This window comes from Caenimonas soli (genome assembly GCF_013155545.1).
GTDB classification, from domain to species: Bacteria; Pseudomonadota; Gammaproteobacteria; order Burkholderiales; family Burkholderiaceae_C; genus Ramlibacter; species Ramlibacter soli.
The window spans coordinates 32,389-54,671 of sequence record NZ_JABJVV010000010.1 but is presented as its reverse complement, the minus strand read 5'-3'; the positions used below and the strand labels follow the sequence as shown (position 1 = coordinate 54,671).

The following is a 22,283-nucleotide window of genomic DNA, read 5'->3' as shown; positions in this document are numbered from 1 at the left end:
AGTTACTTCGTCACCAGCGCGTTGAGCCTTGCCAGGTCTTCCGGCACCAACGTGCCGTTGGCTTGCCGCAGTTTCAACTGGCCCAGCAGCACGTTGTAGCGGGCTTGCGCCAGGTCGCGCTTGGTCTGGAACAGCTGGCTCTGCGAATTGAGCACGTCGATGTTGATGCGAACGCCCACCTGGTAGCCCAGCCGGTTGGCATCCAGCGCGCTCTGGCTCGACGCCTCGGCGGCTTCCAGCGCTTTGACCTGGCCTTGGCCCGAGACAACGCCAAAGAACGCGGTGCGGGTGGCCTGTGCGACGGCGCGGCGCGTTCCTTCCAGGTCGGCCTGAGCCTTTTCTTCCAGGGACAGCGTTTCGCGAATGCGGTTCTGCGTGGCGAAGCCGGCGAACAGCGGCAGGTTGAACGACACGCCGATGCTGCCGGTGTTGTTGCGCGTAGGCACAGGTATCGTGGGGCTACCGTTGGGATTGCGCGTGAGGTTGTAGCTGGCCGTCAGGTCCAGGGTGGGCTTGTGGCCGGCCTTGGCCTTCTCGGTTTCGAGCTGGGCGATTTCCACCGCGGTCTTGGCCTGCTGCACGGAGGGGCTGTTTTCCTCGCCTTGCTGGACCCAGACGTTGACGTCGGCGGGCTGCGGGCCCGGGACGTTCACCGGCACGATCAAGGGATTGGGCTTCACGTCGGGCTTGCCGACCAGCGCATCCAGGGCGAGCTTCTTGACGCGCAAGTCGTTCTCGGCCGCGATTTCCTGCGCGACCACCAGGTCGTGGCGGGCCTGAGCCTCGCGTGTGTCGGTGATGGTCGAGGTGCCCACCTCGAAGTTGCGCTTGGCCGAGGCGAGTTGCTCGCCCACTGCGGTCTTCTGGGCCTGCACGAAGGCCAGCGTGTCCTGCGCGGCCAGCACATCGAAGTAGGCCTGGCTCACGCGGATGATCAGGTCCTGGCTGGCGGCAGTCAGTTGTGCCTGGGCCAGGTCGACCTGGCGCTTGCCTTGTTCCCAGGTGGCGAAGTTGGCGGGGCGATACAGCGGCTGGGAGGCGCTGACGGTGGCGGTCTGCGACGTGAAGTTCCTATCCGCCGCAGGCGGGCGGATGCTCTCGAAATTGGAACGGGTGACACCGGCCCCGAGGTTGGCGGAAGGCAGGATACCGGCCTTGGCCTGCTCGGCGCGAAACAGGTTGGCGTCGTACTGGGCCTTGGCGGATTGCCAGGTGGCGTCGTAGGCGCGCGCAGACTCATACAGCTCGAGCAGGTTTTCCGCTCGCACCGGTGCGGCAAACACGAGGCCCAGTGCCGCCGACAGGGGCACCAATCTAAAGTATCGCCGCAACAATTTCATGGTCCATCCTTAGAGAGTCTTCGTTGGTCTTGATTCAGTAGCGCGGCACGCTGGGGTCGACTTCACGGGCCCAGGCGTCGATGCCCCCGGCGATATTGGCGACGCGGGCGAAGCCATTGCCGGCCAGGAACATGGCGACCCGCTGGCTGCGCCCGCCGTGGTGGCACAAGCAGGCGATCGGCCGCTCGGGGTCGAGCTCGGCCAGCCGGGCCGGAATCTCGTTCATGGGGATGGTGAGCAGTTCGAAACGCTCATCGGCTTTGATGCTGGCGGCCTGCAATTCGGCCGGCTCGCGCACGTCGAGCACGACCGTGGCAGCGCCGCCGGCCGGTTGCGACTGGATCCAGGCGGCGAGGTCGGCCGGGCGAACTTGATCGATCATGGTTGGGCCTAGAACTGGAAGCGCGAGGGCTCGGGAAAATGGGCCAGGCGCGGTGTCAGGGTGTCCCAGGGCTGCGCCGTGGTGAAGGTGGTCTCGCCGGTGCGCGTGGTGAAGGTGGCGCGCATGACCGGTTCGAAGCCGACAATGGCTGCGAGGCGGCCGCCGATCTTGAGCTGTGCCAACAGCGCCGGCGGAACTTCGGCCACCGAGCCGCTCAGCACGATGACGTCGAACGGCGCTTCGGCCGGCAGGCCGTGGGAGCCGTCGGCCTGGCGCACTTCGGCGTTGCTGATGCCCGCGCGCTGCAGGTTGGTGCGGGCCATTTGCACCAGCTCGGGATGCAGTTCCAGGCTGACCACGCGCTGGCTGCGGCGGGCGAGCAGCGCGGCCATGTAGCCGGATCCGGCGCCCACCTCCAGAACCTTTTCGTGCGGCCGGACGTGCAGGTCCTGCAGCATGCGGGCCTCGACCTTCGGCTCGAGCATGCAATGGCCCTGCTGCATGGCTTCCTCACCCGATCCGAGCAGGGGGATCTGCATGTCCACGAAGGCCAGCGCCTTGTGCGCCAAGGGCACGAAGTCTTCGCGCCGCACCAGCGACAGCAGTTCCAGCACCTCCAGGTCGAGCACGTCCCAGGGACGGATCTGCTGCTCGATCATGTTGAAACGGGCTTGTTCGAAATCGATGTGGGTCGTCATGGCGGGTTCTTTCGGGGGCGGGATCAAGGCAAACCGTCGATTTTAGAGGCGGGGACGGCTTCGGCGTTGCCGCCTCCGCCAGAAGTGCGGCGCCGCCCGCGCAGCCAGTTCGCCAGATCATCCAGATAACAGTAGACCACCGGCACGACCACCAATGTCAGCAGCGAGGAGGTGATGACGCCGCCGATCACGGCCTGGCCCATGGGTGCGCGCTGCTCGGAGCCCTCGGTCAGGGCGAAGGCCAGAGGCACCATGCCGAAGATCATCGCCAGCGTCGTCATCAGGATGGGCCGCAGGCGGACCTTGGCCGCGTGCAACAGGGCCTCGGTCCGGTTCATGCCCTGCTCGCGCATGCGGATCGCGAAATCCACCAGCAGGATGGCGTTCTTGGTGACCAGTCCCATCAGCATGACGATGCCGATGACGGAAAACATCGACAGGGTCGAGCGGAACATGAGCAGCGCCAGCACCACGCCGATCAGGGTCAGGGGCAGGGCCGTCATCAAGGCCAGCGGCTGGAAAAAGCTCTTGAACTGGCTGGCCAGGATCATGTAGATGAAGATCACGGCCATGACCAGCGCGGACACTGCGTACCCGAAGGACTCGGCCATGTTCTTGGTCGAGCCGCTGAACTGGTAGCGGTAGCCGGGCGGGAAGCTGATGGTGTCGAGCTGGGCGCGGATGTCGTTCGACACTTCGCCGGCCGAGCGGTTGAAGACGTTGCCGTTGATCGCGACCTCGCGCGTCAGGTCGCGCCGGTTGATCTGGTTGGGGCCCGTGCCTTCCGTGACCTGCGCCACCTGGTTCAGCCGCACGATACGCGTACTGCCGTCGGCGTTGGTGCCGGTGGCGAAAGGCAGCCTTTCGAGGTCCTGTGGCGCGTTGCGCGCGTCGGGCGACAGCCGGACGTTCACGTCATAGGTCTGGTCGTCGGGCGCGCGCCAGTTGCCCACGGTCTGGCCGGCCACCAGGGTGCGCAGCGACGCGGCGATCTGGGACACCGACAGGCCCAGGTCGGAGGCGGCGTCGCGCCGCACCTCGATGTCGATCACCGGCTTGTCGGGCTTGACGCTGGAGTCCAGGTCCACCAGGCCAGGGACCGGCCTGACCTTCTCCGTCACCAGCTTGGCCAGGCGCTCGAGCTCCTTGAGATCGGGGCCTTGCAACGAAAACTCCACCTGCTTGTTACCGCCGACGGCGTCGAGCAGGCCCACGTGCGTGACGGTGATGCCCGGCACCTGCTTGAGGCGCTCGCGCAGCACGCCGGCCATCTGGTCTACGCTGCGCGACCGCTCCTTGCGGTCCACCATGCGTACGAACACCGAGGCGTAAATCTTCCCCTGCGCGTTTCCGGTGTTGATCGTCGACAGCGTGTACTTGACCTCAGGGAATTCGCGCACGATGGCTTCGACCTGGCGCGCCTTGGCTTCCGTTGCCTCCAGCGAGGAGCCGACAGGTGTGTAGAAGTTGAGCGAGGTTTCGGAGAAGTCGGCCTTGGGCACGAACTCCGTGCCCAGCAGAGGGACCATCACGACGCTGGTGATGAAGATGCCGATGGCCAGCCCGACCGTCGCCAGCTTGTGCCCCAGCGACCAGCGCAGGATGCCCTGATAGGTATCGCCCAAGGCCTCGGTGCCGCGGTCGAACCAGCCGGTCACCCGGCCGATGGTGCGGTCGTAGAAGCTGGGATGGGCCTTGGGCTTGCCGTGGGCCTCGATCTCCGGGTCGTGCCAGACGGACGACAGCATGGGGTCGAGTGTGAAGCTCACGAACATCGAGATCAGCACGGCCGCCACGATGGTCACGCCGAACTCGTGGAAGAACTTGCCGATGATGCCGCCCATGAAGCCGATCGGCAGGAACACGGCGACGATGGAGAACGTAGTCGCAAGGACGGCGAGGCCGATCTCCTGCGTGCCGTCCAGCGAGGCCTGGTACGGGGTCTTGCCCATCTGCACGTGCCGCACGATGTTCTCGCGCACCACGATGGCGTCGTCGATCAGGAGGCCCACGCACAGCGACAGCGCCATCAGCGTGATCATGTTGATCGTGAACCCGAACAGGTTCATGAACAGGAACGTGCCGATGATCGAGATGGGCAGCGTCAGCCCGGTGATGACGGTGGAGCGCCAGGAATTGAGGAACAGGAAAACGATGAGCACCGTGAGGAGGGCGCCCTCGATCAGGGTGCGCCGCACGTTCTCCACCGACACGCGGATCGGCCGCGAGCCATCCGCAATAGGCTCCAGGCGCACGCCGGGCGGCAACTGGGCCTTGATCTCGTCGACGGTCTTGTTCAGGCCGTCCACCACCTGGATGGTGTTCTCGTCCTGGGCCTTCTGCACCGTGAGCAGCAGCGTGCGTTCGCCGTTGTACAGCGCCAGGCTGTCGATTTCCTGGGCGCCGTCGGCAACCCGGGCCACCTGATCCACGCGTACCGCGACCCCGTTCTTGCGGGCGACGATGATCCTGCCGAAATCCTCGGGGCGCTGCATGCGCGCGTCGATCTGCACCACCCGTTCCTGCGCCAGCGAGCGGATCGCGCCGATCGGCAGGTCCTGGTTCTCGTTGCGCACGGCGGCCACCACCTGGTCGGGTGTGATGCCCTGGGCTTCCAGTGCGGCCGGGTCGAGGTAGATATTGATCTCGCGCTTGGTGCCGCCCACCAACGTGACCGAGCCGACGCCGCGCACGTTCTCCAGCCGCTTCTTGAGTACCTGGTCGGCCCAGTTGGTCAGCTCGACGGACGACATTCCCTTTGTCTTCGCGGCGTCCGGCAGCACGGCCAGCGACCAGATCGCCCGGCTCGACGGGTCGAAGCGCAGCACCCGCGGCTCTTTCACCTCGGTACGGAAGCTGGGCCGGATCGCGGCCACTTTCTCGCGCACGTCCTCCGCCGCCTTGCGGCCGTCGATGTGCAGCTGGAATTCGATCACGACCACCGCCTGGCCCTCGTAACTGCGCGAGGTGAGGGCGTTGATGCCGGCGATGGAGTTGACGCCTTCTTCCAGTTTCTTGGTGACTTCGCTCTCGACGATCTCGGGCGAAGCGCCGGGATACTCCGCCATCACCACCACGACCGGGAAGTCGATGTTGGGAAACTGGTCCACCTTCAGGCGCTGATAGGAGAACAGGCCCAGCACCACGATCGCGAGCATGACCATGGTCGCGAAGACCGGGTTCTTCAGGCTGACGCGGGTGAACCACATGGCGTTACGGGGCGGGAGCCTTGGTGAACTTGACCGGCGTGCCTTCGCGCAGCGAGCCGACATTGCCCCTGATCACCACGGCGCCGGGACTCAGCCCCTTCACAGTGACCATCACTTCCTTGCCGGTATCCCCGCGCGCGCCGGGCTCGACGGTCTTGTGCGCGACCTGGTTGTTCTCGACCACCTGCACGTAGGGAGCGGGTTTGTCGGTGCGCACCGCTGAAAGCGGAACGGCCAGGCCCGAGGCCTGTCCGACGCCCAGCGTGCCTTGCGCGTACAGGCCCTGGCGCAGGCCGGTTGCGTCCACGATGTCCAGGTAGGCCAGCACGCTGCGGCTTCCAGCCTGCGCGCTGGGGTTGATGCGGACCACCTTGGCGAGCACGGGCTTGGCGCTGCCTTCGATCTGCAGCACGGCTTCCTGGCCCACGCGCACGTTCATCGAGTCGACGGCGCTGAGCGTGGCTTCGAGCTCCAGTCGACTCAGATCCACGATCTCGATCACGCGGGCGTCCACACCGACGCGCTCGCCCGGCTGGGCCAGGCGCTGTGCCACCACGCCCGAGATCGGCGCGCGCAGCACGGTGTCGTCCAGCGTCTTGCGCGCCATCTCGACGGCCGCCAGCGCGGCCTGGTGGTTGGCCCGCGCGGCGTTGAAGTTGTTGAGCGACGTGTCCAGCGCGGTCTTGGAGATGAAGCCCTGGTCCACCAGCGCCTTGTTGTTGTCCCACTGGCGCTGGGCGATGTCGATTTGCGCCTTGGCCGAATCGGCCTGCTGCTGTGCCTGCTTGACGCGGGCGCTGTATTCCGTGGCGTCGATGCGAGCGACGATCTGGCCGGCCTTCACGACATCGCCTTCGCGGACCGTGAGCCCTTGCAGTTCGCCGGCGGCCCGCGCCTTGACGACGGCCGAGTTGATGGCTTTGAGCGAGCCCGAGATCGGCAGGCCCTGCGCCAGCTCGCGCGTTTCGGCCTTCACCACGTCGCTGGCGGCGAGTTCCACCAAGGCTTGCACCTTGGCTACGCTGGCCTGCGACACCGCCTCCTGCTGCGCCTTGCGGGCCGAGAGGGCGCGCACCACGCTGAAAGCGATCAGCGCCACCACCAGGCCCAGGGCCAGCCATGTGTAATGTCGCCGGGTCATTTCTTGCCTCGCACGCAAAAGCCCTGCAGCAACGTCTCGACCTGGGACGCGATGTAGCGTTCCGGGTCCAGCGGATGATCTTGCGGCATGCAGGCGCCCAGCGAGTGCTTCATCATGATCAGGAAGATCATCGGCGCTGTGATGCTGAAGGTGGCGTATTCCATGTCCCGCACCTCGAACTCGCCCCGGTCCACGCCGCGCTGCAGGATGCGGCGAATCAGGTCCTGCGCCGGCTTGATCACCTCCCGCTGGTAGAAGGCGGCAAGGTCGGGGAAGTTGCGGGCCTCGCTGATGATGAGCTTGGTGATGCCCGACGCCTTGGTCGCGCCGACCCGTTCCCACCAGACCTTCATGCAGTAGCGGACCATGTCGGCCGTCGTGCCCTCGAAAGCCTGGAACTCCTCGTTCCATTCCTTGAATCGCCCCGAGATATTCTCGCGCACCACCGCCTTGAAGAGCTCTTCCTTGCTGGGGAAATAAAGGAACAAGGTCCCCTTGGACACGCCGGCGCGCGCCGCGACTTCCTCGGCGCGGGTGGCGGCAAAGCCCTTTTCGACGAACAGGTCCAGGGCCGCATCGAGCAGCTCGCCGGGGCGAGCCTCCTTGCGGCGCTCGCGCTTGGCCTGCACCTCGTCGCTTTTGGCGCCTATGAGCTTGGAAAGAGACATGGAAAAATTAATGACTGACTGGTTAGTAATGTAGCTTTTGGCGGGCGGGCCGTCAACCAGCATGGGACGCGATGGGGCTACAGTTCGGGTCTGGCGAAGGGAATCCATTTATGAGCGACTTGCAAACCATTGTCCTGGGCGGCGGCTGCTTCTGGTGCACCGAGGCCGTGTACGTCAAGGTCCGGGGCGTCACCGACGTCGAATCCGGCTACAGCAACGGCCACGTGCAGCGCCCCAGCTACGAGCAGGTCTGCACCGGCACGACCGGCCACAACGAGGTGGTCAAGCTCACCTACGACCCTTCGCAGATCAGCGTGCGCCAGATCCTGGAGATCTTCTTCGTCGTCCACGACCCCACCACCTTGAACCGGCAGGGCAACGACAGCGGCACCCAATACCGCAGCGGCATCTACTACACCACGCCCGAGCAGAAAGAAGAGGCGGATGGAATGATCCGCCAGATGAGCCAGGACAAGCTGTTCGGCAAACCCATCGTCACCGAGGTGCTGCCCCTGGCCAACTATTGGCCGGCCGAGGAATACCACCAGGACTTCTTCGAGAAGAACCCCCACCAGGGCTATTGCGTGGCCGTCGCCGGCCCCAAGGTCGCCAAGTTCCGCAAGACCTTCGCGGACCTCGTCAAAGACTGATGATTCAATCCAGCGCGCTGCGCTACGACTACCCGCGCGGCCCGTCCCTGGCGTTTCCCGATCTCGATGTGCCGCAGGGCGCCACCTTGCTGCTGCGCGGCAACTCCGGCGCCGGCAAATCGACCTGGCTGGCGCTGGCGGCGGGCCTGCTGACGGCCGGCGCCGGAGACATCGTGGTCGCGGGCCAGTCGCTGTCTGCGCTTTCCCGAGCCGCCCGCGACGGCTGGCGGGCGCGGCATCTGGGCTTCCTGCCGCAAAAGCTGCACCTGAGCGACGCGCTGTCGGTCGAGCGGAACCTGGCTCTAGCTTTCTACGCGGCGGGCCTGCCGGAAAAGCAAGGCGCCGTGCACCATGCACTGGAACAACTGGGCGTCGCGGAGCTGGCTGAGCGCAGGCCTTCGCAGCTGTCCGGTGGCCAGGCGCAACGGGTGGCGCTGGCGCGCAGCATCCTGATGGAGCCCCAGGTCATCCTGGCGGATGAGCCCACGGCGAGCCTGGACGACGAGGCGGCCCTGGCAGGCCTCAAGCTGCTGGAGTCCTGCGCATTCCGATGCAACGCCACGCTGGTGATCGCCACGCACGACCGGCGCGTGCAGGAGGCCTTGCCCGCCGCCATCGTCTATCGGATTGGATCGGCGTGAGCACGATCGCCCTGGCATTCCGCTATCTCTGGTCGCGACCACTTGCGGCGCTGCTCAACCTGCTGCTGCTCACGTTGGGGCTGGCGGCGATCACCTTCGTGCTGCTGACCAGCGAGCAGATCGATCGCGCCTTCGAGCGCGACCTGGCCGGCATCGACCTGGTGGTCGGCGCCAAGGGCAGCCCCATGCAGCTGATCCTGGCGGGGGTGTTCCATATCGATGTGCCGCCGGGCAACATCCGCCTGGACGACGTGCAGGAGTTGGCCAGGCGGCCTGAGGTTGCCAAGCTGATTCCGCTGAGCCTGGGAGATGCCTTTCGCGGCTACCGCATCGTCGGCACCACGAGGGACTATCTTGCGCACTACCGCGTGGCGTTGGCGCACGGCCAGGCCTGGTCCCTGCCGATGGACGCGGTGCTCGGCGCGCAAGTGGCGCAGGCCACCGGCATCAAGCCGGGGGACAGTTTCGTCGGCAGCCATGGGCTGGGCGCGAGTGGGCACGAGCATGGCAACGATCCCTACCGCGTCACCGGCGTGCTCGCGCCGTGCGGCTGCGTCGTGGACCGGCTGATCCTCACGGCCACCGAATCGGTGTGGCAGGTGCACGAGAAGTCCATGGCCGCCGACGAGGAGGACCGCAAGGCGCTGCAGGCCGAGCGCGAAGTCACCATCGCCCTGATCACCTACAAGAGCCCGCTGGCGGCAGCTTCTTTTCCGCGCTGGATCAACAGCGCCACCGACATGCAAGCCGCGGCGCCGGCCATCGAAGTGTCGCGCCTGCTGCGCATGCTGGGCGTGGGCTCGGAGGTGCTGCGCGGCGTGGGGGCCGTGCTGCTGTTCACGGCCGGGCTGAGCGTGTTCATCGCTTTCTGGACCGCGGTGCGCGAGCGCCGCGCCGACCTGGCGATGCTGCGCATGCTGGGGGCCACGCCCGCCAAGGTCGCGGCCTTGCTGCTGTGCGAGGCCTTGTGGCTGGCCTTGCTGGCCTCGGTGCTGGGCCTCGCTGTCGGGCATGGCTTGACAGCCCTGGTAGGCTACTTGTTGGAGGCCCAGCGCTCGCTGCCGATGACGGGCCGCATATGGGTCCCAGCCGAGGCCTGGATCCCGGGGGCCGCCTTCGCGGTGGCGACGCTGGCGGCACTGATTCCCGTGATCAGCGCCTACCGTGTGGATGTGGCCCAATTGCTGAATACGAGGTGAAAGATGAAACGGTTGATGTTCCTGTTGTGCTGCCTGCCGCTGCTGGCGATGGCGGCGGAAAGCCCGGAAGACATCAAGAAAGACGCCCAGCGGCACCGCGCCATGGCGGCCGCCCATGACGCCGCGGCCAAGTGCCTGGAGTCGGGCAAGAAGCACGACCAGTGCCAAAAGGAATTGCAGGCCGCCTGCAAGGGCCTGGCCATAGGAAAATACTGCGGAATGAAGCACGAACACTGACCGTGTCCGTTCCAGGAGAAAAAGCCATGAAGAGAGCAGTTGTCTTGCTGGCCCTCGCGTTTGCGGCCTCGGCCGGCGCCCAGTTGAGCTCGCCCGTGCCTGCCGGTGCGGGGCCGGGGGTCCATGATCCCAAGAGTCCGTTCGCGCCCTTGCCGGCGCGCAGCGACGTCGTGCCCTGGTCGCTGCTCACGGCGATCAAGACCAAGACCGAAAAGAACAAGGTGCTGCCGGTGTTCGACAAGCCCCAGCTGGCCTTGAACCAGAAGACCCAGCGCATCCAGGGCTTCATGATGCCGCTGGAGCCGGGCGAGAAGCAGACCCATTTCCTGCTGAGCTCGGTGCCGCTGACTTGCAGCTTCTGCATGCCGGGCGGGCCCGAGAGCATGGTCGAGGTCAAGACCAAGACACCCCTGAAATACACGCTCGAGCCGGTCACTGTGGAGGGCAAGTTCGCCGTGCTGAACGACGACCCCTATGGGCTGTACTACCGGATCACCGACGCTGTCGGCGTCAAGTAGATGGCACTGCGGCGCGGTTTGCTCTGGCTGATGCTGTTTGCGCTGGTTGCAGCGCAGACGCTGGGCCTGGTGCATCGCGTCGTGCACCTTTCGCAGTTCGAGGGCAAAGCCGAAGTCGTATCCGTCCATGCCCAGGACGAAGGCCACCACAGTCACGCCTGGACCGAAACGCTGTTCGGTGGCCATGGCGGCGAGTCGGAGTGCCGCCTGTTCGACCAGCTGAGCCACGGCGGCTGCCTGCCTTCCGTGGCGGTGGTGCTGTTGCCCGTGACAGCCCCGTTGTTCTTCCTGCAATGGTTCCAGGGCGAAGCACTCGCCCGCTGGGCCGCGCTGTTCGACGCGCGAGGCCCGCCCCAGCTTCGTTGATTTCCCGCAGTTGCAGGCGCAGGGCTTCCAGCCCCCGCGCCTGCCTGGTCTTGTTCGAATCAACCGAAGCTTTTCATGAAATTTCATATGTCCCGCAGCGCCATGGGCGCGGCGATCTTTTCGCTGGGCGGCATGGCGCTGGCCCAGACCACGCCTTCCCTGAAGGAAGTCACCGTCACCGGAAATCCGCTGGGCGCAACCGACCTGATAGCGCCGGCCGCCCAATATTCGGGCACCGGTCTGCTGTTGCGCGCGCAAACGACGTTGGGCGAAACGCTGTCGGGTACGCCCGGCGTGAGCAGCAGCTATTTCGGGCCCAATGCCAGCCGCCCCGTCATCCGCGGGTTGGACGGCGACCGAATCCGCATCCTGTCGAACAGCGGCGCCACGGTGGATGCGTCCGGCCTCAGCTATGACCACGCGGTCACCGCGGATCCGATCAGCATCGAGCGCATCGAAGTGCTGCGCGGCCCTGGTGCCTTGCTGTACGGCGGCAGTGCCGTGGGCGGTGTGGTCAACATCATCGACAACCGGATCCCGCGCGAGCCGTTGCAAGGCGTGAGCGGCAAGGCGGACCTGGGCCTGGCCAGCGGCAACCGGGAGCGTGCCGCCGCCTTCATGATCGAAGGCGGCAATCAGCGGCTGGGCTTGCATGCGGATGTGTTCAATCGCAGCACGCAGGACGTGCGTGTCCCCATCTCGCTGGCGTGCACGAAGGACAGCGTCACCAGCTTCGCCCGCCGCATCTGCAACTCGGCCAGTGACGTGCGGGGCGGGGCGGTGGGCGGGTCGCTGTTCTTCGACAAAGGCTATCTCGGCGCGTCCGTGTCCACCTACGGCAACGACTACGGCACCGTCGCCGAGGATGAGGTCACCATCGATATGCGCTCGCAACGCTACGCCGTCGAGGGCGAACTGCGCGACCTGGGTGGCTTCATCAAGAGCATCAAGGGCCAGTTCAGCCACACGGATTACCGGCATACCGAGTTCGACGCCGGCGCCCCCGGAACCCTGTTCAAGAACCGGGGCAACGATTTCCGGCTGGAGGCGCGGCACGCGCGACTGGGGCCGGTCGAGGGTGTGATCGGCGTGCAGGGGGAAAACACGCGCTTCTCGGCGGACGGCGACGAAGCCTTTGCACCCTACAGCCGCACGCGGCAACGCGCCGCCTTCGCCTACGAGGAACTGGCCACCACATGGGGCAAGCTGAGTCTCGGCGCGCGGGCCGAATCGGTCGAGGTGCAGTCGCTCGGCAACCCGGTCGTCGCCCGCTTCGCGCCGGCGAGCCGCAGTTTCAACCCGGGCAGTTACGCCTTGGGCGCGCTGTGGAACCTGGCGCCGGCCTGGCAGCTCACGTCGAACTATTCGGCGACCCAGCGCGCGCCCAAGGACTACGAGCTGTTCGCCGATGGTCCCCACGTCGCCACCGGCGCCTACGAGCTGGGCAACCCCGCCTTGGGCAAAGAGCGCTCACGGCATCTGGACCTGGGCCTGCAGTGGAAGCGCGGCGCCGACAACTTCAAGCTCAGCGCCTTCCACAGCCGCTTCGCCGGCTACATCTCGCTGGAGGCGACGGGCCTGGAGCGCGACGTGGATGGTGAGCTCTTGCCCGAGTTCGCCTACCGCCAGGTGCGGGCCAATTTCCGCGGACTGGAGGCGGGCGGCAACGTGCGGCTGCACGAGGGCCCGTCCACGCTGGACCTGGAATTGCGGGGCGACACCGTGCGGGCGGCCAACACGGACACCGGCCAGGCGCTGCCACGCATCGCGCCTTGGCGCGCGGGCGCGACGCTGGCGTGGGCGCAGGGCGCCTGGGGCGCGCGTGTGGGTTTCGACCATTTCGCCCGGCAGGATCGCGTGCCTGCCGGTGAACTGGCAACCGGCGCCTACAACCTATGGACAGGCGCACTGACCTATCGCATGAAAGCGGGCGCGTCCAATCTGCTCTGGTACGCCCGCCTGGACAACGTCGGCGACAGGCTCGCCTACAGCGCCACTTCCATCCTCACGCAGACCGCGCCGGGCAAGGTGCCCTTACCGGGGCGTAGCTTGAAGCTGGGGCTGCAAGCGAGTTTCTGACGGCGGTGCTAGGCTGCGCTCTTTTTTGCGTGGGAGATGCAATGGCGTGGCTGGTACTGGCGGTTGCGGGGCTGTTGGAGGTCGGTTGGGCCATCGGCCTCAAATACACGGACGGCTTCAGCAAGCTCTGGCCCTCGGTCGCCACCGCGGCGGCCATGGTCGCCAGCGTGGTGCTACTGGGCTGGGCGATGCGCAGCCTGCCGGTCGGTTCGGCCTACGCCGTGTGGACCGGCATCGGCGCCGTCGGCACCGTGGCGCTGGGCATCGTGTTGTTCGGTGAACCCGCGACGCTGGGGCGTCTGGTCTGTGTGACCCTCATCGTGGCGGGCATCATCGGTTTGAAGATCACGCACGCCTGAGGCGGTCAGGGCGCCAGCCGCTCGCGCACCCACTCGCCGTTGCGCAGCGTGTAGCGCAGCCGGTCATGCAGGCGGCTCTTGCGCCCTTGCCAGAACTGCCATTGGTCGGGCACCAGTCGATAGCCGCCCCAGTGCGGCGGGCGCGGCGGGTTGAGCATGAATTGCGCGCCGTATCTGGCCGCATTGGTGACCAGCACGGTTCGGCTGGGGATCACCTGGCTTTGCGGGCTGGCCCAGGCCCCGATGCGCGAATCGAGTGGCCGCGTCGCAAAGTACGCGTCGCTCTCGGCCGCAGAGGTTTTCTCCACGCGGCCTTCGATCCGCACCACGCGTTCCAGCTCGACCCAGTGAAACTGCAGTGCGGCATAGGGATTGCCCGCCAGCTCCTGGCCCTTGCGGCTCTCGTAGTTGGTGTACCAGACGATGCCGCGCTCGTCGTAGCCCTTGATCAGGATCACGCGGGTGCTGGGCCGCAGGTCGCTGCCGACCGTGGCCAGCGTCATGGCGTTCGGTTCCGGGACTTCCGCGCTGATTGCTTCGGTCAGCCAGCGGTCGAACTGCTGCAACGGATCGGCATTCGAGGCCTCTTCGCTCAGCTCGGCGCGCTCATAGCTTTTGCGCAGTTCGGCGATGCGGGAGGAGGTCGTGCTCATGCAGGGATTGTCTCATCGCCGACCGGGAATCGCCGCGCTACAGTGGACCCTTGCGCCGAAAACCTACCCGAGGAGCTCCTTCATGGCCACGCTGAACCGTTACCCTGCAGGGCAAGACCATGGCGCAGGTGAAATGAGGCAGCCGGTCGTGCTTGTCCTGGCTTCTGGGCGCGGCGAGCGCTTCATCGCTTCCGGCGGAACAGGCAGCAAGCTGCACGCCTTGCTGGCCGGCAAGCCCGTGCTCGAACGCACGCTTGACGCGGTGCGCGCCAGCGGTTTGCCCTGGCACCTGGAAGACCAGGGGCACGAAGGCATGGGTGACAGCATCGCGGCCGCGGTGCGCGCGACCCAGGATGCTGCGGGCTGGTTGATCCTTCCCGGCGATCTGCCGCTGGTCAGACCCGACAGCCTGAAGGCGGTCGCTGCAGCGTTGTCCCAGCATACCGTGGTGTTTCCGCTCTATCAGGGCCGGCGTGGCCACCCCGTCGGTTTCGCCGCTTCATGCCGTGATGCACTGTTGCGACTCAAGGGGCCCCAAGGCGCGGCGCTGGTGGCACGGGCTCAGGCGGTGGTGAATCCTGTTGCCCAGCTGGAGCTGGACGACCCCGGCATCGTCACGGACGTGGATACGACGCGCGACTTGGCGGAGGCGGAGCGGTTGCTCTTGCGCGTTTAGGAACACGTTGGCCGGCGGCGGGCGGTACCCCAATGACCCGTCCACTCCAACCACTCTGTTGCAAGGCTGTGCGCCGGTCGGCTGCGGCGCGCAATCGGGACCAGGCGAGATGCGGAGGTCGAGTTTGCGGCCGTTTGCGCGCGATCAGCGCGCAGGACGTCTCCGGAGCGCGGGGACAGACCACGATTAGTCTGGAGGCCGCAAACTCGACCTCCGCATCGTTTCGGCGCTCCCAGCGCCGAACGGCTGGTCCGCGCGCCGCAGCCGACCGGCGCACAGCCTTGCCGCGAGGATGCTGACCGCTAGGACTTGACGATCACCGCGCAAGCCAGGCGCGGGCCCGAGTTGCCGGTGGGCTGGGTCTTGAAGTCGTCGGGGTCGCGGTGGACGATCAGGCCCTTGCCGACAACGTCGGCGTTGCCGCTGCCCAGCGTGATGGCGCTGGATTCGAAGCTGAAGGTCGCCACGCCGTTGGCGTTGGCCTTCAGGCTGGGCAGATCGCCGGCGTGGTGCGTGCCGTGGCTATGCTGGCCGTGGGGCTTGCCATCGGGATTGAAGTGGCCGCCGGTGCCCATGCCATCGCGGCTGGAGCAGTCGCCCTTCTCGTGGACGTGGAAGCCGTGCTCGGCATTGGGCTTGAGGCCGCGCACTTCACCACTGACCAGCACGTTCTTGCCGGACTGCACGAAGCGCACGGTGCCGCTCGCGGTGTTGCCGGTGGTGGGCTGGAGGTTGGCGGTAGCCTTGGGGCCTTCGGGAGTGGCGCAACCCGCGAGGGCGACCACGGCGAGGGTGCAGAGCAGGCGATTGGCCATCGGAAGTCTCCCACGTTGCTGTTTTAACGGACTGTAGCCCATAAGTGGCCGACAGTACCAACGCCAACCCCCCGAAAACCTACCGCTGCAACAGCTTCAGCAGCCGCTCCAGCCCACGGTCGTGGATGTTGTGCCGCCGCAATTCTTCCCACGTGCGGTGCGCGTAGTCCAGCGTCGTGCCGTAGATGCCCGTGGCTTCGGTAAAGATGCGCCGGTATTCCTCTTCGCTCAACACCCCCGTGTGGCTGGGGCTCTTGCGCGAAAGGGTGAAGGCCAGCGCCTGAACCGGCCCGTGGCTGGTGTGGCAGGTCAGCCATTTCGGGTCGTACACCGCGGTGACCATTTCGCGCGACCACAGCCTGGTCAGAACTTCCTGGCCGTTCTGCTTGGGTATGCGAAACACCATGCCCTGGCAACAGCCCCCGGAGAGCATGCCGAACACCAGGCCGGGCCGCTCGGGCGTGCCGCGATTGATGCGGCTCCACATCTTCAGGGCCCGGTGCCAGCCATGCACCTTCGCCGGCCGGCGCTCGGCGAATTCGAAGTCGGGTCTCCAGATCAGCGAGCCATAGCCGAAGATCCACAGGTCTTCGCGGCCGCCCCATTCCTGCAGCGCCTTTTCCAGCATCGGCGCCGGGTCGCGCAACGGCTTGGGCAGATCGCTCATAGGGGTCATGGACGCCACTTTACCGCCCGACCATTGCCCCGGCAATTTGGTAACCCGTTCGTAACTGCGGCACACACCGGGACGGCTTGTCCGGGGTAGGATGAGCCGTAATTTTGTTACCGGACCAAGATGAAACTTCATCCCGCTGTTGTGGCCGTCACCGAGCGCATTCGCGAACGCAGCGCCCCTGGCCGTGCCGCCTATCTCCGACTGATCGACGAGGCCGCCGCGCGCGAACGCGGCGCCGACCGCATGGGCTGCGCCAACGTGGCCCATGCCTTTGCGGGCCTTCCCTCGAACGACAAGTTTCGCGTCGTGGCCGAGAAGGCGCCCAACATCGCCATCGTCACTTCGTACAACGACATGCTGTCGGCGCACGCGCCGTTCGCCACGTACCCCGACGTCATCAAGGACGAGGCGCGCAAGCGCGGCGCCACGGCGCAGGTGGCGGGCGGCGTGCCCGCCATGTGCGACGGCGTGACCCAGGGCACGCCGGGCATGGAGTTGAGCCTGTTCTCGCGCGACGTGATCGCGATGGCCACTGCCGTGTCCCTCAGCCACGACGTGTTCGATGGCGCCCTGATGCTGGGCATCTGCGACAAGATCGTTCCGGGCCTTCTCATCGGCGCGCTGCATTTCGGCCACCTCCCGACGGTCTTCGTGCCCGGTGGGCCCATGCCCAGCGGCCTGTCCAATACCGAAAAGGCCAAGGTGCGCGAACAGGCGGCGCAGGGCCTGGTCGGGCGCGAGGCCTTGCTCGATGCCGAATCGCGGGCCTATCACTCGCCGGGCACCTGCACGTTCTACGGCACCGCCAACAGTAACCAGATGCTGATGGAAGCGATGGGGCTGCACGTACCTGGTACGGCTTTCGTCAATCCGGGCAACGAATTGCGCGAGCAGCTCACGCGCGAAGCGCTGCGCACCGTGCTGGGAATCATCAAGGCGCGGCGCTACGTGCCCATCGGACGCATGGTGGACGAGCGGGCCATCGTCAATGCAATGGCGGCGCTGCTGGCGACGGGCGGCTCGACCAACCACCTCATTCACTGGGTCGCCGTGGCGCGGGCCGCCGGCATCAGCATCGACTGGAATGACTTTGCCGAACTGTCCGCCGCCGTGCCCTTGCTCAGCCGCGTGTATCCCAACGGCACGGCCGACGTGAACCAGTTCCAGGCGGCCGGCGGCCCCGGCTACGTGATCCGCGAGCTGCTCGACGCCGGTCTGATGCACGAGGACGTGCTGGCGGTGCGCGAGGGGGGCATTCGTGAATACACGCGCATACCTCATTTCGATAGTGACGGCCTGGCGTGGTCGGACATCGGGCCATCGCGCGACACCGACGTCGTGCGCCCGGCCACCGACCCGTTCAGCGCCACCGGGGGCCTCAAGCTGCTCACCGGCAACCTGGGGCGCAGCGTGATCAAGGTTTCGGCCGTGCCGAACGATCGTCACGTCATCGAGGCGCCGGCGCGCATCTTCAACGCTCAGGAGGAACTGCTGCAAGCCTTCAAGGCGGGTGAACTGGAACGCGACGTCATTTGCGTGGTGCGCTGGCAGGGCCCGCAGGCCAATGGCATGCCCGAACTGCACAAGCTCACGCCGCCGCTGGCCGTGCTGCAAGGCCGGGGCTTTCGCGTGGCGCTCGTCACCGACGGCCGCATGAGTGGGGCTTCCGGCAAGGTGCCTGCCGCCATCCACGTGTCGCCGGAAGCGGCGGCGGGCGGGCCTTTGGCGAAGCTGCGCGACGGTGACATGGTTCGCCTCGACGCCGAGGCCGGAACCCTGCAAGCGCTGGTGCCCGATGCGGACTGGGCCCTGCGCGAGAATGCCGTCATGCCGGACAACCTCAGGGCCGCCGACGCGATGGGTGTCGGCCGCGAACTGTTCACCGCGTTCCGGCGCAACGCCCTGGTCGCCGAGGAGGGCGCCTGCACATGGCTATGAAGCAACTGACATCGCTCGAAGTGATGAACGACGCAGCGGTGATTCCGGTCATCGTCCTGTCCGACGTCGCGCATGCGGTGCCCCTGGCGCGGGCGCTGGTGGCCGGCGGCATCCGCATGCTCGAAGTGACGCTGCGCACGCCGGTTGCGCTGGCCTGCATCGAGGCCATCGCGCGCGAGGTGCCTGAGGCAGTGGCGGGCGCCGGCACCGTCCGCAGCGCGGCCGATGCGCAGGCCGCGGCAATGGCGGGCGCGCGTTTCGCCGTCAGCCCCGGCTACACCCACGCCGTAGGCAAGGCCTGCCACGAACTCGAATTGCCGCTGCTGCCCGGCGTGGCCACTGGCAGCGAGATCATGGCGGCGCAGGAAGACGGCTACACGGCGCTGAAGTTCTTTCCTGCCATGCAGGCCGGCGGGCTGGCGATGCTCAAGGCCTGGCAGGGCCCGTTCGGCGACGTCAAGTTCTGCCCCACCGGCGGGATCACGGCCGCCAATGCGGCGGATTTCCTGGGGCTGGGCAATGTGGTCTGCGTCGGCGGCTCCTGGCTGACGCCGGCCGATGCCGTGGCCCGGGGCGACTGGGCGCGTATCACCCAACTCGCGCGGGAGGCGGTGGCGCTACGCTGATTCGCTGGCCCGCTCGATCAATTCGATCTTGTAGCCGTCGGGATCGGTGACGAAGGCGATCACGCTGGTGCCGCCCTTGACCGGCCCCGGCTCGCGGGTGATGTTGCCGCCGCCGGCGCGGATCTTCTCGCAGGCCGCATACACGTCCGCAACGCCCAGCGCGATGTGGCCATAGGCCGTGCCCATCTCGTAGCTGTCCACGCCGTAGTTGTAGGTCAGCTCGATCTCGGCGTGGTCCGGGTTTGTGCCGTAGCCGACAAAAGCCAGCGAGTACTTCTGCTCCGGCCGCTCGGTGGTGCGCAGCAGCTTCATCCCGAGCACGCGGGTGTAGAAATCGATGGATCGCTGCAGGTCGCCCACGCGCAGCATGGTGTGTAGAAGTCTCATGGGCGAATTATGATGCGGCAAGGCCATGATCCTCAGCCCTCACATCAGCCTCGCCGTCCCGGCGCATGCGCGCGACATTGCCGAGATGTCGCGCGAGTACATCGAGTACGGGCTGGGCTGGAGTTGGACGCAGGCCCGCGTCCTCAAAGCCATCCATGACCCGTCCACCAACGTGGCCGTGGTCCGCGAACAGGATGCCCTCCTGGGGTTCGGCATCATGCGCTACGGCGAGCGCCGCGCCCACCTGGTGCTCCTCGGGGTGCACCTCGACCACAGAAAGCGCGGGCTGGGCGCCTTGCTGCTGGCGTGGCTGGAGAAATGCGCGGTCACGGCCGGGCTGGAACACATCCAGGTGGAAGCGCGCGCGGACAACGAGGCTGCCCTCGCGTTCTACCAGGACCAGGGATACCGGCGCCAGGGCATCGTGCCAGGCTATTACCGCGGCATGATCGATGCGATAAAGCTCGAGAAGGCGCTTTTTCGGGCCAGGCCAGCCAACGCCTGACTGTTTGCTGTTGCCGAATCGCGGCGCCGTGGATAAGCTGTCAAGCTCTTCAAGGCAACCCAATGGCCACGCCCGACAACGTAGCGCAAGCCCTGGCAGCGATTAGGACGGCCAATCCGAGCCTGAAGGCATTTACGGCAGTGCGCGACGACGCCTCGGCCTCCAGCATGGCGCGGCAACTCACCGGTCCGCTCGCCGGAAAGCTGATTGCCGTCAAGGACATCTTCGACACGGCGGACTTTCCGACGGCATACGGTTCGCCGATCTACTCGGGCCACCAGCCGTCCACCGAAGCGGCGATGGTCGGCATCATCCGCAATGCCGGTGGGCTCGTGATCGGCAAGTCGGTGACGACCGAATTCGCTTACCTGGAGCCCGCCTGTACGCTCAATCCCGCGGCCCCGGGCTGCACGCCCGGTGGTTCGTCCGCCGGTTCCGCGGCCGCCGTGGCGGCGGGCCTGGTCCCGCTGTCCGTCGGCTCGCAGACCGGCGGCTCCACCATCCGGCCGGCCTCGTACTGCGGCATCGCCGGCTTCAAGCCCAGCTTCGGTGTGCTGCCCACCGCGGGAATGAAATGCTTCGCCTGGTCACTCGACACCGTCGGACTGTTCGCGCGCACGGTCGCCGAGGTCAGCGAGTTCGCGCGGGCAGCCAGCGGCCAACGCATCATGCCGCCCGCGTCGCGTGAGCCGGGGGAGTGGACCATCGGCGTTCCGGATGCCTATCCCTGGGGAGAAATATCGGCGAGCGCCCAGCGGGCGATGGCGCGAGCCACCGAAGTCTTGCGAGCCGCAGGCGCGCGCCTCGTGCCCTGTACCTTGCCCTCCTGGGCCGCCGAGGCCTTCACCGCCCACGACACCGTGCAGGGTTGGGAAGCCGCGCGGGCCCTCGCGCTGGAAACGGACACCGGCCTGGACCGGCTTTCGCCGCTGCTGCGCGAATACCTGCTGGCCAGTGCCAAGATCACCGATGAAGCGTATGCGGCTGCGCAGGCGGTTGCGCGCGAGGCGCGTTTGCGGTGCCGCGAATGGCTCGCGGGTGTCGACGTGCTCCTGACGCCCAGCGCGCCGGACGAGCCCCCCATGGGAAATGCAAGCACGGGTGCTTCGACCTTCAACCGCGCCTGGACCCTGCTCGGCACGCCCTGCCTGAACGTGCCCGGCGCCGTGGGCGTCAACAACCGCCCGATGGGCGTGCAATTCATTGCGCCGCCCGGCAATGACAGCGATTGCCTGGCGGCGGGCCTGCTGCTGGAGCACCTCTTGCGGGCCTGAGCGCATGGCGACATCTTCCAACCGATTCACCCTGTATTCCGGGCCGCTCAGCATGTTCGGAGCCAAGGCCCAGATAGCCGCGCTGGAGAAGGGGCTGGAGTTCGATCTCGTGATGGTCCCTTTCGACTTCACGGCCTTGTACACGCCCAAGCACCCGGAGGTGCTGCGCATCAATCCCAAGCGGCAGGTGCCGGTCCTGGTACACGGCGACTTGGAGATCTTCGACTCGACCCAGATCTTCGAGTACCTGGAGGACCTGCAGCCCACGCCTGCGCTGTGGCCCCAAGAGCCACGTGAGCGGGCCCGCGCCAGGCTGCTGGAGCACAAATCGGATGAGGTCTATTTCCCGCATGTCGTGCGCCTGATGGGACTCCAAAGCGAACTCCAAGGGGAGGCCGCCCTTGCCGCCATCGAAGCGGCAACCCGCTACTACGCCGACATGGAAGCCTTGCTGGAGGGCCGCGATTTTCTGGCCGGCGGTTATTCCTTCGCCGACATCGCCTTCTACATGGCGGCGCTGTTCGGCGAGCGCCAGGGCGCACCGCTCACGCAAGCCACGCCCAGGCTCCTGGCATGGCGGGACCGGGTGACGCAGCGGCCCGCGGTGCGTACCGTGGCCCGCGCCATGGCAGCCTGGCTGGCCTCGGTGGGCCGGCCGGTGCCAGGCTTTCTGCGCGGCCTTTGATTACTTCTGCGCAGGCAGCTCGAACACCAGGCACGTCGTGGTGCCGTGGGCGTACAGGGTGCCGTCCGGTCCGTACAGCCGCGCTTCGGCCGTGGCCAGCTGCCTGCCGCAATGAATGACCTTGCCCTCGGCCCGCACGCGCGGCGCCTTGGCGCCGATGGCACGCACGAGGTTCACGCCCAGTTCGGCCGTGGTGTAGCCACGCCCGGGGGGCATCATGGTGTGCACGGCGCAGCCCAATGCGGAATCGAGCAGGGTAGCGTACCAGCCCCCGTGGATGGTGCCCATCGGGTTGAGGTGGGCGGGGCCCGGGGTTCCCTGGAACACGGCGCGGCCTTCCTCCACTTCCAGCAGCGAGAAGTCCAGCGTCTTGGCGATCGGCGGGTAGGGCAGCTCTCCGCGCAGCATGGCTTGCAGCATTTCCAGCCCGCTCTTGCCGGCCACCTGCTCGGGGCGCGCCACACCGGCGCCGGCGCCGGCATCGAGCCGCGCCATCACTTCTCGCTCCTGGGCCAGCCAGGCCTCGAGCTGGTTCATCTGGGTCATGGGGGTTCCTCGAAT

At 66.8% G+C, this 22,283-nt stretch carries 25 protein-coding genes; 14 read left to right on the top strand and 11 right to left on the bottom strand.

Annotated elements, in window-relative coordinates; genetic code table 11:
* Positions 1–2 precede the first annotated feature (2 nt).
* Genes HNE04_RS16635 through HNE04_RS16610 form a run of 6 tightly spaced genes read right to left on the bottom strand, consistent with a single transcriptional unit; the run spans position 3 to position 7,438 of the window.
* Entirely contained in the window at positions 3–1,340 is a 1,338-nt protein-coding gene (locus HNE04_RS16635) for a TolC family outer membrane protein (RefSeq protein WP_172221413.1), read from the bottom strand.
* A gap of 34 nt (positions 1,341–1,374) precedes the next feature.
* Positions 1,375–1,722 carry a rhodanese-like domain-containing protein gene (locus HNE04_RS16630; RefSeq protein WP_172221410.1) on the bottom strand — a complete coding sequence of 116 codons (348 nt, stop codon included), beginning with the start codon at positions 1,720–1,722 and terminating at the stop codon, positions 1,375–1,377.
* An 8-nt stretch (positions 1,723–1,730) separates the two neighbouring features.
* A complete protein-coding gene (locus HNE04_RS16625; RefSeq protein WP_172221407.1) occupies positions 1,731–2,420 on the bottom strand; it encodes a protein-L-isoaspartate O-methyltransferase family protein in 690 nt (229 codons plus the stop codon).
* A 23-nt stretch (positions 2,421–2,443) separates the two neighbouring features.
* A complete protein-coding gene (locus HNE04_RS16620; RefSeq protein WP_172221404.1) occupies positions 2,444–5,629 on the bottom strand; it encodes an efflux RND transporter permease subunit in 3,186 nt (1,061 codons plus the stop codon).
* A gap of 4 nt (positions 5,630–5,633) precedes the next feature.
* A complete protein-coding gene (locus tag HNE04_RS16615; protein ID WP_172221401.1) occupies positions 5,634–6,770 on the bottom strand; it encodes an efflux RND transporter periplasmic adaptor subunit in 1,137 nt (378 codons plus the stop codon).
* Positions 6,767–7,438, bottom strand: a complete 672-nt coding sequence (locus tag HNE04_RS16610; protein WP_172221398.1) for a TetR/AcrR family transcriptional regulator — start codon at positions 7,436–7,438, stop codon at positions 6,767–6,769. The genes HNE04_RS16615 and HNE04_RS16610 overlap by 4 nt, the downstream gene beginning before the upstream one ends.
* Positions 7,439–7,548: 110 nt before the next feature.
* Here HNE04_RS16610 and msrA point away from each other — a divergent pair, with 110 nt between their 5' ends.
* The 8 genes from msrA to sugE all read left to right on the top strand — a co-directional run bounded on the left by msrA (position 7,549) and on the right by sugE (position 13,487).
* A complete protein-coding gene (msrA, locus tag HNE04_RS16605) occupies positions 7,549–8,088 on the top strand; it encodes a peptide-methionine (S)-S-oxide reductase MsrA (RefSeq protein WP_172221395.1) in 540 nt (179 codons plus the stop codon).
* Positions 8,088–8,729 (top strand): ABC transporter ATP-binding protein, encoded by a 642-nt coding sequence (locus tag HNE04_RS16600; protein WP_172221392.1) that lies wholly within the window; start codon positions 8,088–8,090, stop codon positions 8,727–8,729. Before msrA ends, HNE04_RS16600 begins: the two co-directional genes overlap by 1 nt.
* The gene (locus HNE04_RS16595) at positions 8,726–9,928 is read left to right on the top strand and encodes an ABC transporter permease (RefSeq protein ID WP_328700350.1); all 1,203 of its coding nucleotides are present in this window, start codon (positions 8,726–8,728) and stop codon (positions 9,926–9,928) included. The genes HNE04_RS16600 and HNE04_RS16595 overlap by 4 nt, the downstream gene beginning before the upstream one ends.
* A gap of 3 nt (positions 9,929–9,931) precedes the next feature.
* Complete coding sequence (locus tag HNE04_RS16590) at positions 9,932–10,165, top strand: hypothetical protein (RefSeq protein WP_172221386.1); 234 nt, start codon at positions 9,932–9,934, stop codon at positions 10,163–10,165.
* Between the two features lie 26 nt (positions 10,166–10,191).
* Positions 10,192–10,683 (top strand): DUF3299 domain-containing protein, encoded by a 492-nt coding sequence (locus HNE04_RS16585; protein WP_172221383.1) that lies wholly within the window; start codon positions 10,192–10,194, stop codon positions 10,681–10,683.
* Positions 10,684–11,049 (top strand): hypothetical protein, encoded by a 366-nt coding sequence (locus HNE04_RS16580; protein WP_172221380.1) that lies wholly within the window; start codon positions 10,684–10,686, stop codon positions 11,047–11,049.
* Positions 11,050–11,124: 75 nt separating this feature from the next.
* Positions 11,125–13,128, top strand: a complete 2,004-nt coding sequence (locus tag HNE04_RS16575) for a TonB-dependent receptor (RefSeq protein WP_172221377.1) — start codon at positions 11,125–11,127, stop codon at positions 13,126–13,128.
* 41 nt (positions 13,129–13,169) lie between these two features.
* Positions 13,170–13,487, top strand: coding sequence for a quaternary ammonium compound efflux SMR transporter SugE (sugE, locus tag HNE04_RS16570; RefSeq protein ID WP_172221374.1), 318 nt, complete (start codon positions 13,170–13,172; stop codon positions 13,485–13,487).
* Positions 13,488–13,492: 5 nt separating this feature from the next.
* On the opposite strand, the gene pdxH is transcribed toward sugE, so the two are convergent.
* Complete coding sequence (gene pdxH, locus HNE04_RS16565; RefSeq protein ID WP_172221371.1) at positions 13,493–14,140, bottom strand: pyridoxamine 5'-phosphate oxidase; 648 nt, start codon at positions 14,138–14,140, stop codon at positions 13,493–13,495.
* Between the two features lie 82 nt (positions 14,141–14,222).
* On the opposite strand from pdxH, the gene HNE04_RS16560 reads away from it, so the two are divergent.
* Positions 14,223–14,816: a nucleotidyltransferase family protein gene (locus HNE04_RS16560; RefSeq protein WP_407926607.1), complete on the top strand. Its 594-nt coding sequence runs from the start codon at positions 14,223–14,225 to the stop codon at positions 14,814–14,816.
* A 302-nt stretch (positions 14,817–15,118) separates the two neighbouring features.
* On the opposite strand, the gene HNE04_RS16555 is transcribed toward HNE04_RS16560, so the two are convergent.
* Positions 15,119–15,631 (bottom strand): superoxide dismutase family protein, encoded by a 513-nt coding sequence (locus HNE04_RS16555; RefSeq protein ID WP_172221368.1) that lies wholly within the window; start codon positions 15,629–15,631, stop codon positions 15,119–15,121.
* 79 nt (positions 15,632–15,710) lie between these two features.
* A complete protein-coding gene (locus HNE04_RS16550) occupies positions 15,711–16,298 on the bottom strand; it encodes a gamma-glutamylcyclotransferase (protein ID WP_172221870.1) in 588 nt (195 codons plus the stop codon).
* A gap of 129 nt (positions 16,299–16,427) precedes the next feature.
* On the opposite strand from HNE04_RS16550, the gene edd reads away from it, so the two are divergent.
* Both edd and eda read left to right on the top strand, forming a co-directional pair.
* Positions 16,428–18,245 (top strand): phosphogluconate dehydratase, encoded by a 1,818-nt coding sequence (gene edd / locus HNE04_RS16545; protein WP_172221365.1) that lies wholly within the window; start codon positions 16,428–16,430, stop codon positions 18,243–18,245.
* Complete coding sequence (gene eda / locus HNE04_RS16540) at positions 18,236–18,871, top strand: bifunctional 4-hydroxy-2-oxoglutarate aldolase/2-dehydro-3-deoxy-phosphogluconate aldolase (RefSeq protein ID WP_172221362.1); 636 nt, start codon at positions 18,236–18,238, stop codon at positions 18,869–18,871. The genes edd and eda overlap by 10 nt, the downstream gene beginning before the upstream one ends.
* Here eda and gloA read toward each other — a convergent pair.
* Positions 18,863–19,258 (bottom strand): lactoylglutathione lyase, encoded by a 396-nt coding sequence (gloA, locus tag HNE04_RS16535; RefSeq protein ID WP_172221359.1) that lies wholly within the window; start codon positions 19,256–19,258, stop codon positions 18,863–18,865. The two genes, eda and gloA, sit on opposite strands and share 9 nt — an antisense overlap.
* Positions 19,259–19,283: 25 nt before the next feature.
* On the opposite strand from gloA, the gene HNE04_RS16530 reads away from it, so the two are divergent.
* The 3 genes from HNE04_RS16530 to HNE04_RS16520 all read left to right on the top strand — a co-directional run bounded on the left by HNE04_RS16530 (position 19,284) and on the right by HNE04_RS16520 (position 21,722).
* A complete protein-coding gene (locus HNE04_RS16530) occupies positions 19,284–19,763 on the top strand; it encodes a GNAT family N-acetyltransferase (RefSeq protein WP_172221356.1) in 480 nt (159 codons plus the stop codon).
* Between the two features lie 62 nt (positions 19,764–19,825).
* On the top strand, positions 19,826–21,037 hold the full coding sequence (locus tag HNE04_RS16525; protein WP_172221353.1) for an amidase: 1,212 nt from the start codon (positions 19,826–19,828) through the stop codon (positions 21,035–21,037).
* Positions 21,038–21,041: 4 nt separating this feature from the next.
* Positions 21,042–21,722, top strand: a complete 681-nt coding sequence (locus HNE04_RS16520; protein WP_172221350.1) for a glutathione S-transferase family protein — start codon at positions 21,042–21,044, stop codon at positions 21,720–21,722.
* On the opposite strand, the gene HNE04_RS16515 is transcribed toward HNE04_RS16520, so the two are convergent.
* Entirely contained in the window at positions 21,723–22,268 is a 546-nt protein-coding gene (locus tag HNE04_RS16515) for a PaaI family thioesterase (protein ID WP_172221347.1), read from the bottom strand. It lies immediately after the preceding gene.
* Positions 22,269–22,283 lie beyond the last annotated feature (15 nt).

Excerpts from the sequence above, each read along its gene's own strand:
- HNE04_RS16590 (WP_172221386.1), top strand. The coding sequence starts at position 9,932 with ATGAAACGGTTGATGTTCCTGTTGTGCTGCCTGCCGCTGCTGGCGATG.
- HNE04_RS16525 (WP_172221353.1), top strand. The coding sequence starts at position 19,826 with ATGGCCACGCCCGACAACGTAGCGCAAGCCCTGGCAGCGATTAGGACG.
- pdxH (WP_172221371.1), bottom strand. The coding sequence starts at position 14,140 with ATGAGCACGACCTCCTCCCGCATCGCCGAACTGCGCAAAAGCTATGAG.
- HNE04_RS16530 (WP_172221356.1), top strand. The coding sequence starts at position 19,284 with ATGATCCTCAGCCCTCACATCAGCCTCGCCGTCCCGGCGCATGCGCGC.
- HNE04_RS16635 (WP_172221413.1), bottom strand. The coding sequence starts at position 1,340 with ATGAAATTGTTGCGGCGATACTTTAGATTGGTGCCCCTGTCGGCGGCA.
- HNE04_RS16625 (WP_172221407.1), bottom strand. The coding sequence starts at position 2,420 with ATGACGACCCACATCGATTTCGAACAAGCCCGTTTCAACATGATCGAG.
- edd (WP_172221365.1), top strand. The coding sequence starts at position 16,428 with ATGAAACTTCATCCCGCTGTTGTGGCCGTCACCGAGCGCATTCGCGAA.
- HNE04_RS16520 (WP_172221350.1), top strand. The coding sequence starts at position 21,042 with ATGGCGACATCTTCCAACCGATTCACCCTGTATTCCGGGCCGCTCAGC.
- eda (WP_172221362.1), top strand. The coding sequence starts at position 18,236 with ATGGCTATGAAGCAACTGACATCGCTCGAAGTGATGAACGACGCAGCG.
- HNE04_RS16555 (WP_172221368.1), bottom strand. The coding sequence starts at position 15,631 with ATGGCCAATCGCCTGCTCTGCACCCTCGCCGTGGTCGCCCTCGCGGGT.
- HNE04_RS16550 (WP_172221870.1), bottom strand. The coding sequence starts at position 16,298 with ATGAGCGATCTGCCCAAGCCGTTGCGCGACCCGGCGCCGATGCTGGAA.
- HNE04_RS16600 (WP_172221392.1), top strand. The coding sequence starts at position 8,088 with ATGATTCAATCCAGCGCGCTGCGCTACGACTACCCGCGCGGCCCGTCC.
- sugE (WP_172221374.1), top strand. The coding sequence starts at position 13,170 with ATGGCGTGGCTGGTACTGGCGGTTGCGGGGCTGTTGGAGGTCGGTTGG.
- gloA (WP_172221359.1), bottom strand. The coding sequence starts at position 19,258 with ATGAGACTTCTACACACCATGCTGCGCGTGGGCGACCTGCAGCGATCC.
- HNE04_RS16585 (WP_172221383.1), top strand. The coding sequence starts at position 10,192 with ATGAAGAGAGCAGTTGTCTTGCTGGCCCTCGCGTTTGCGGCCTCGGCC.
- HNE04_RS16615 (WP_172221401.1), bottom strand. The coding sequence starts at position 6,770 with ATGACCCGGCGACATTACACATGGCTGGCCCTGGGCCTGGTGGTGGCG.
- HNE04_RS16575 (WP_172221377.1), top strand. The coding sequence starts at position 11,125 with ATGAAATTTCATATGTCCCGCAGCGCCATGGGCGCGGCGATCTTTTCG.
- msrA (WP_172221395.1), top strand. The coding sequence starts at position 7,549 with ATGAGCGACTTGCAAACCATTGTCCTGGGCGGCGGCTGCTTCTGGTGC.
- HNE04_RS16610 (WP_172221398.1), bottom strand. The coding sequence starts at position 7,438 with ATGTCTCTTTCCAAGCTCATAGGCGCCAAAAGCGACGAGGTGCAGGCC.
- HNE04_RS16515 (WP_172221347.1), bottom strand. The coding sequence starts at position 22,268 with ATGACCCAGATGAACCAGCTCGAGGCCTGGCTGGCCCAGGAGCGAGAA.
- HNE04_RS16580 (WP_172221380.1), top strand. The coding sequence starts at position 10,684 with ATGGCACTGCGGCGCGGTTTGCTCTGGCTGATGCTGTTTGCGCTGGTT.
- HNE04_RS16560 (WP_407926607.1), top strand. The coding sequence starts at position 14,223 with ATGGCCACGCTGAACCGTTACCCTGCAGGGCAAGACCATGGCGCAGGT.
- HNE04_RS16630 (WP_172221410.1), bottom strand. The coding sequence starts at position 1,722 with ATGATCGATCAAGTTCGCCCGGCCGACCTCGCCGCCTGGATCCAGTCG.
- HNE04_RS16620 (WP_172221404.1), bottom strand. The coding sequence starts at position 5,629 with ATGTGGTTCACCCGCGTCAGCCTGAAGAACCCGGTCTTCGCGACCATG.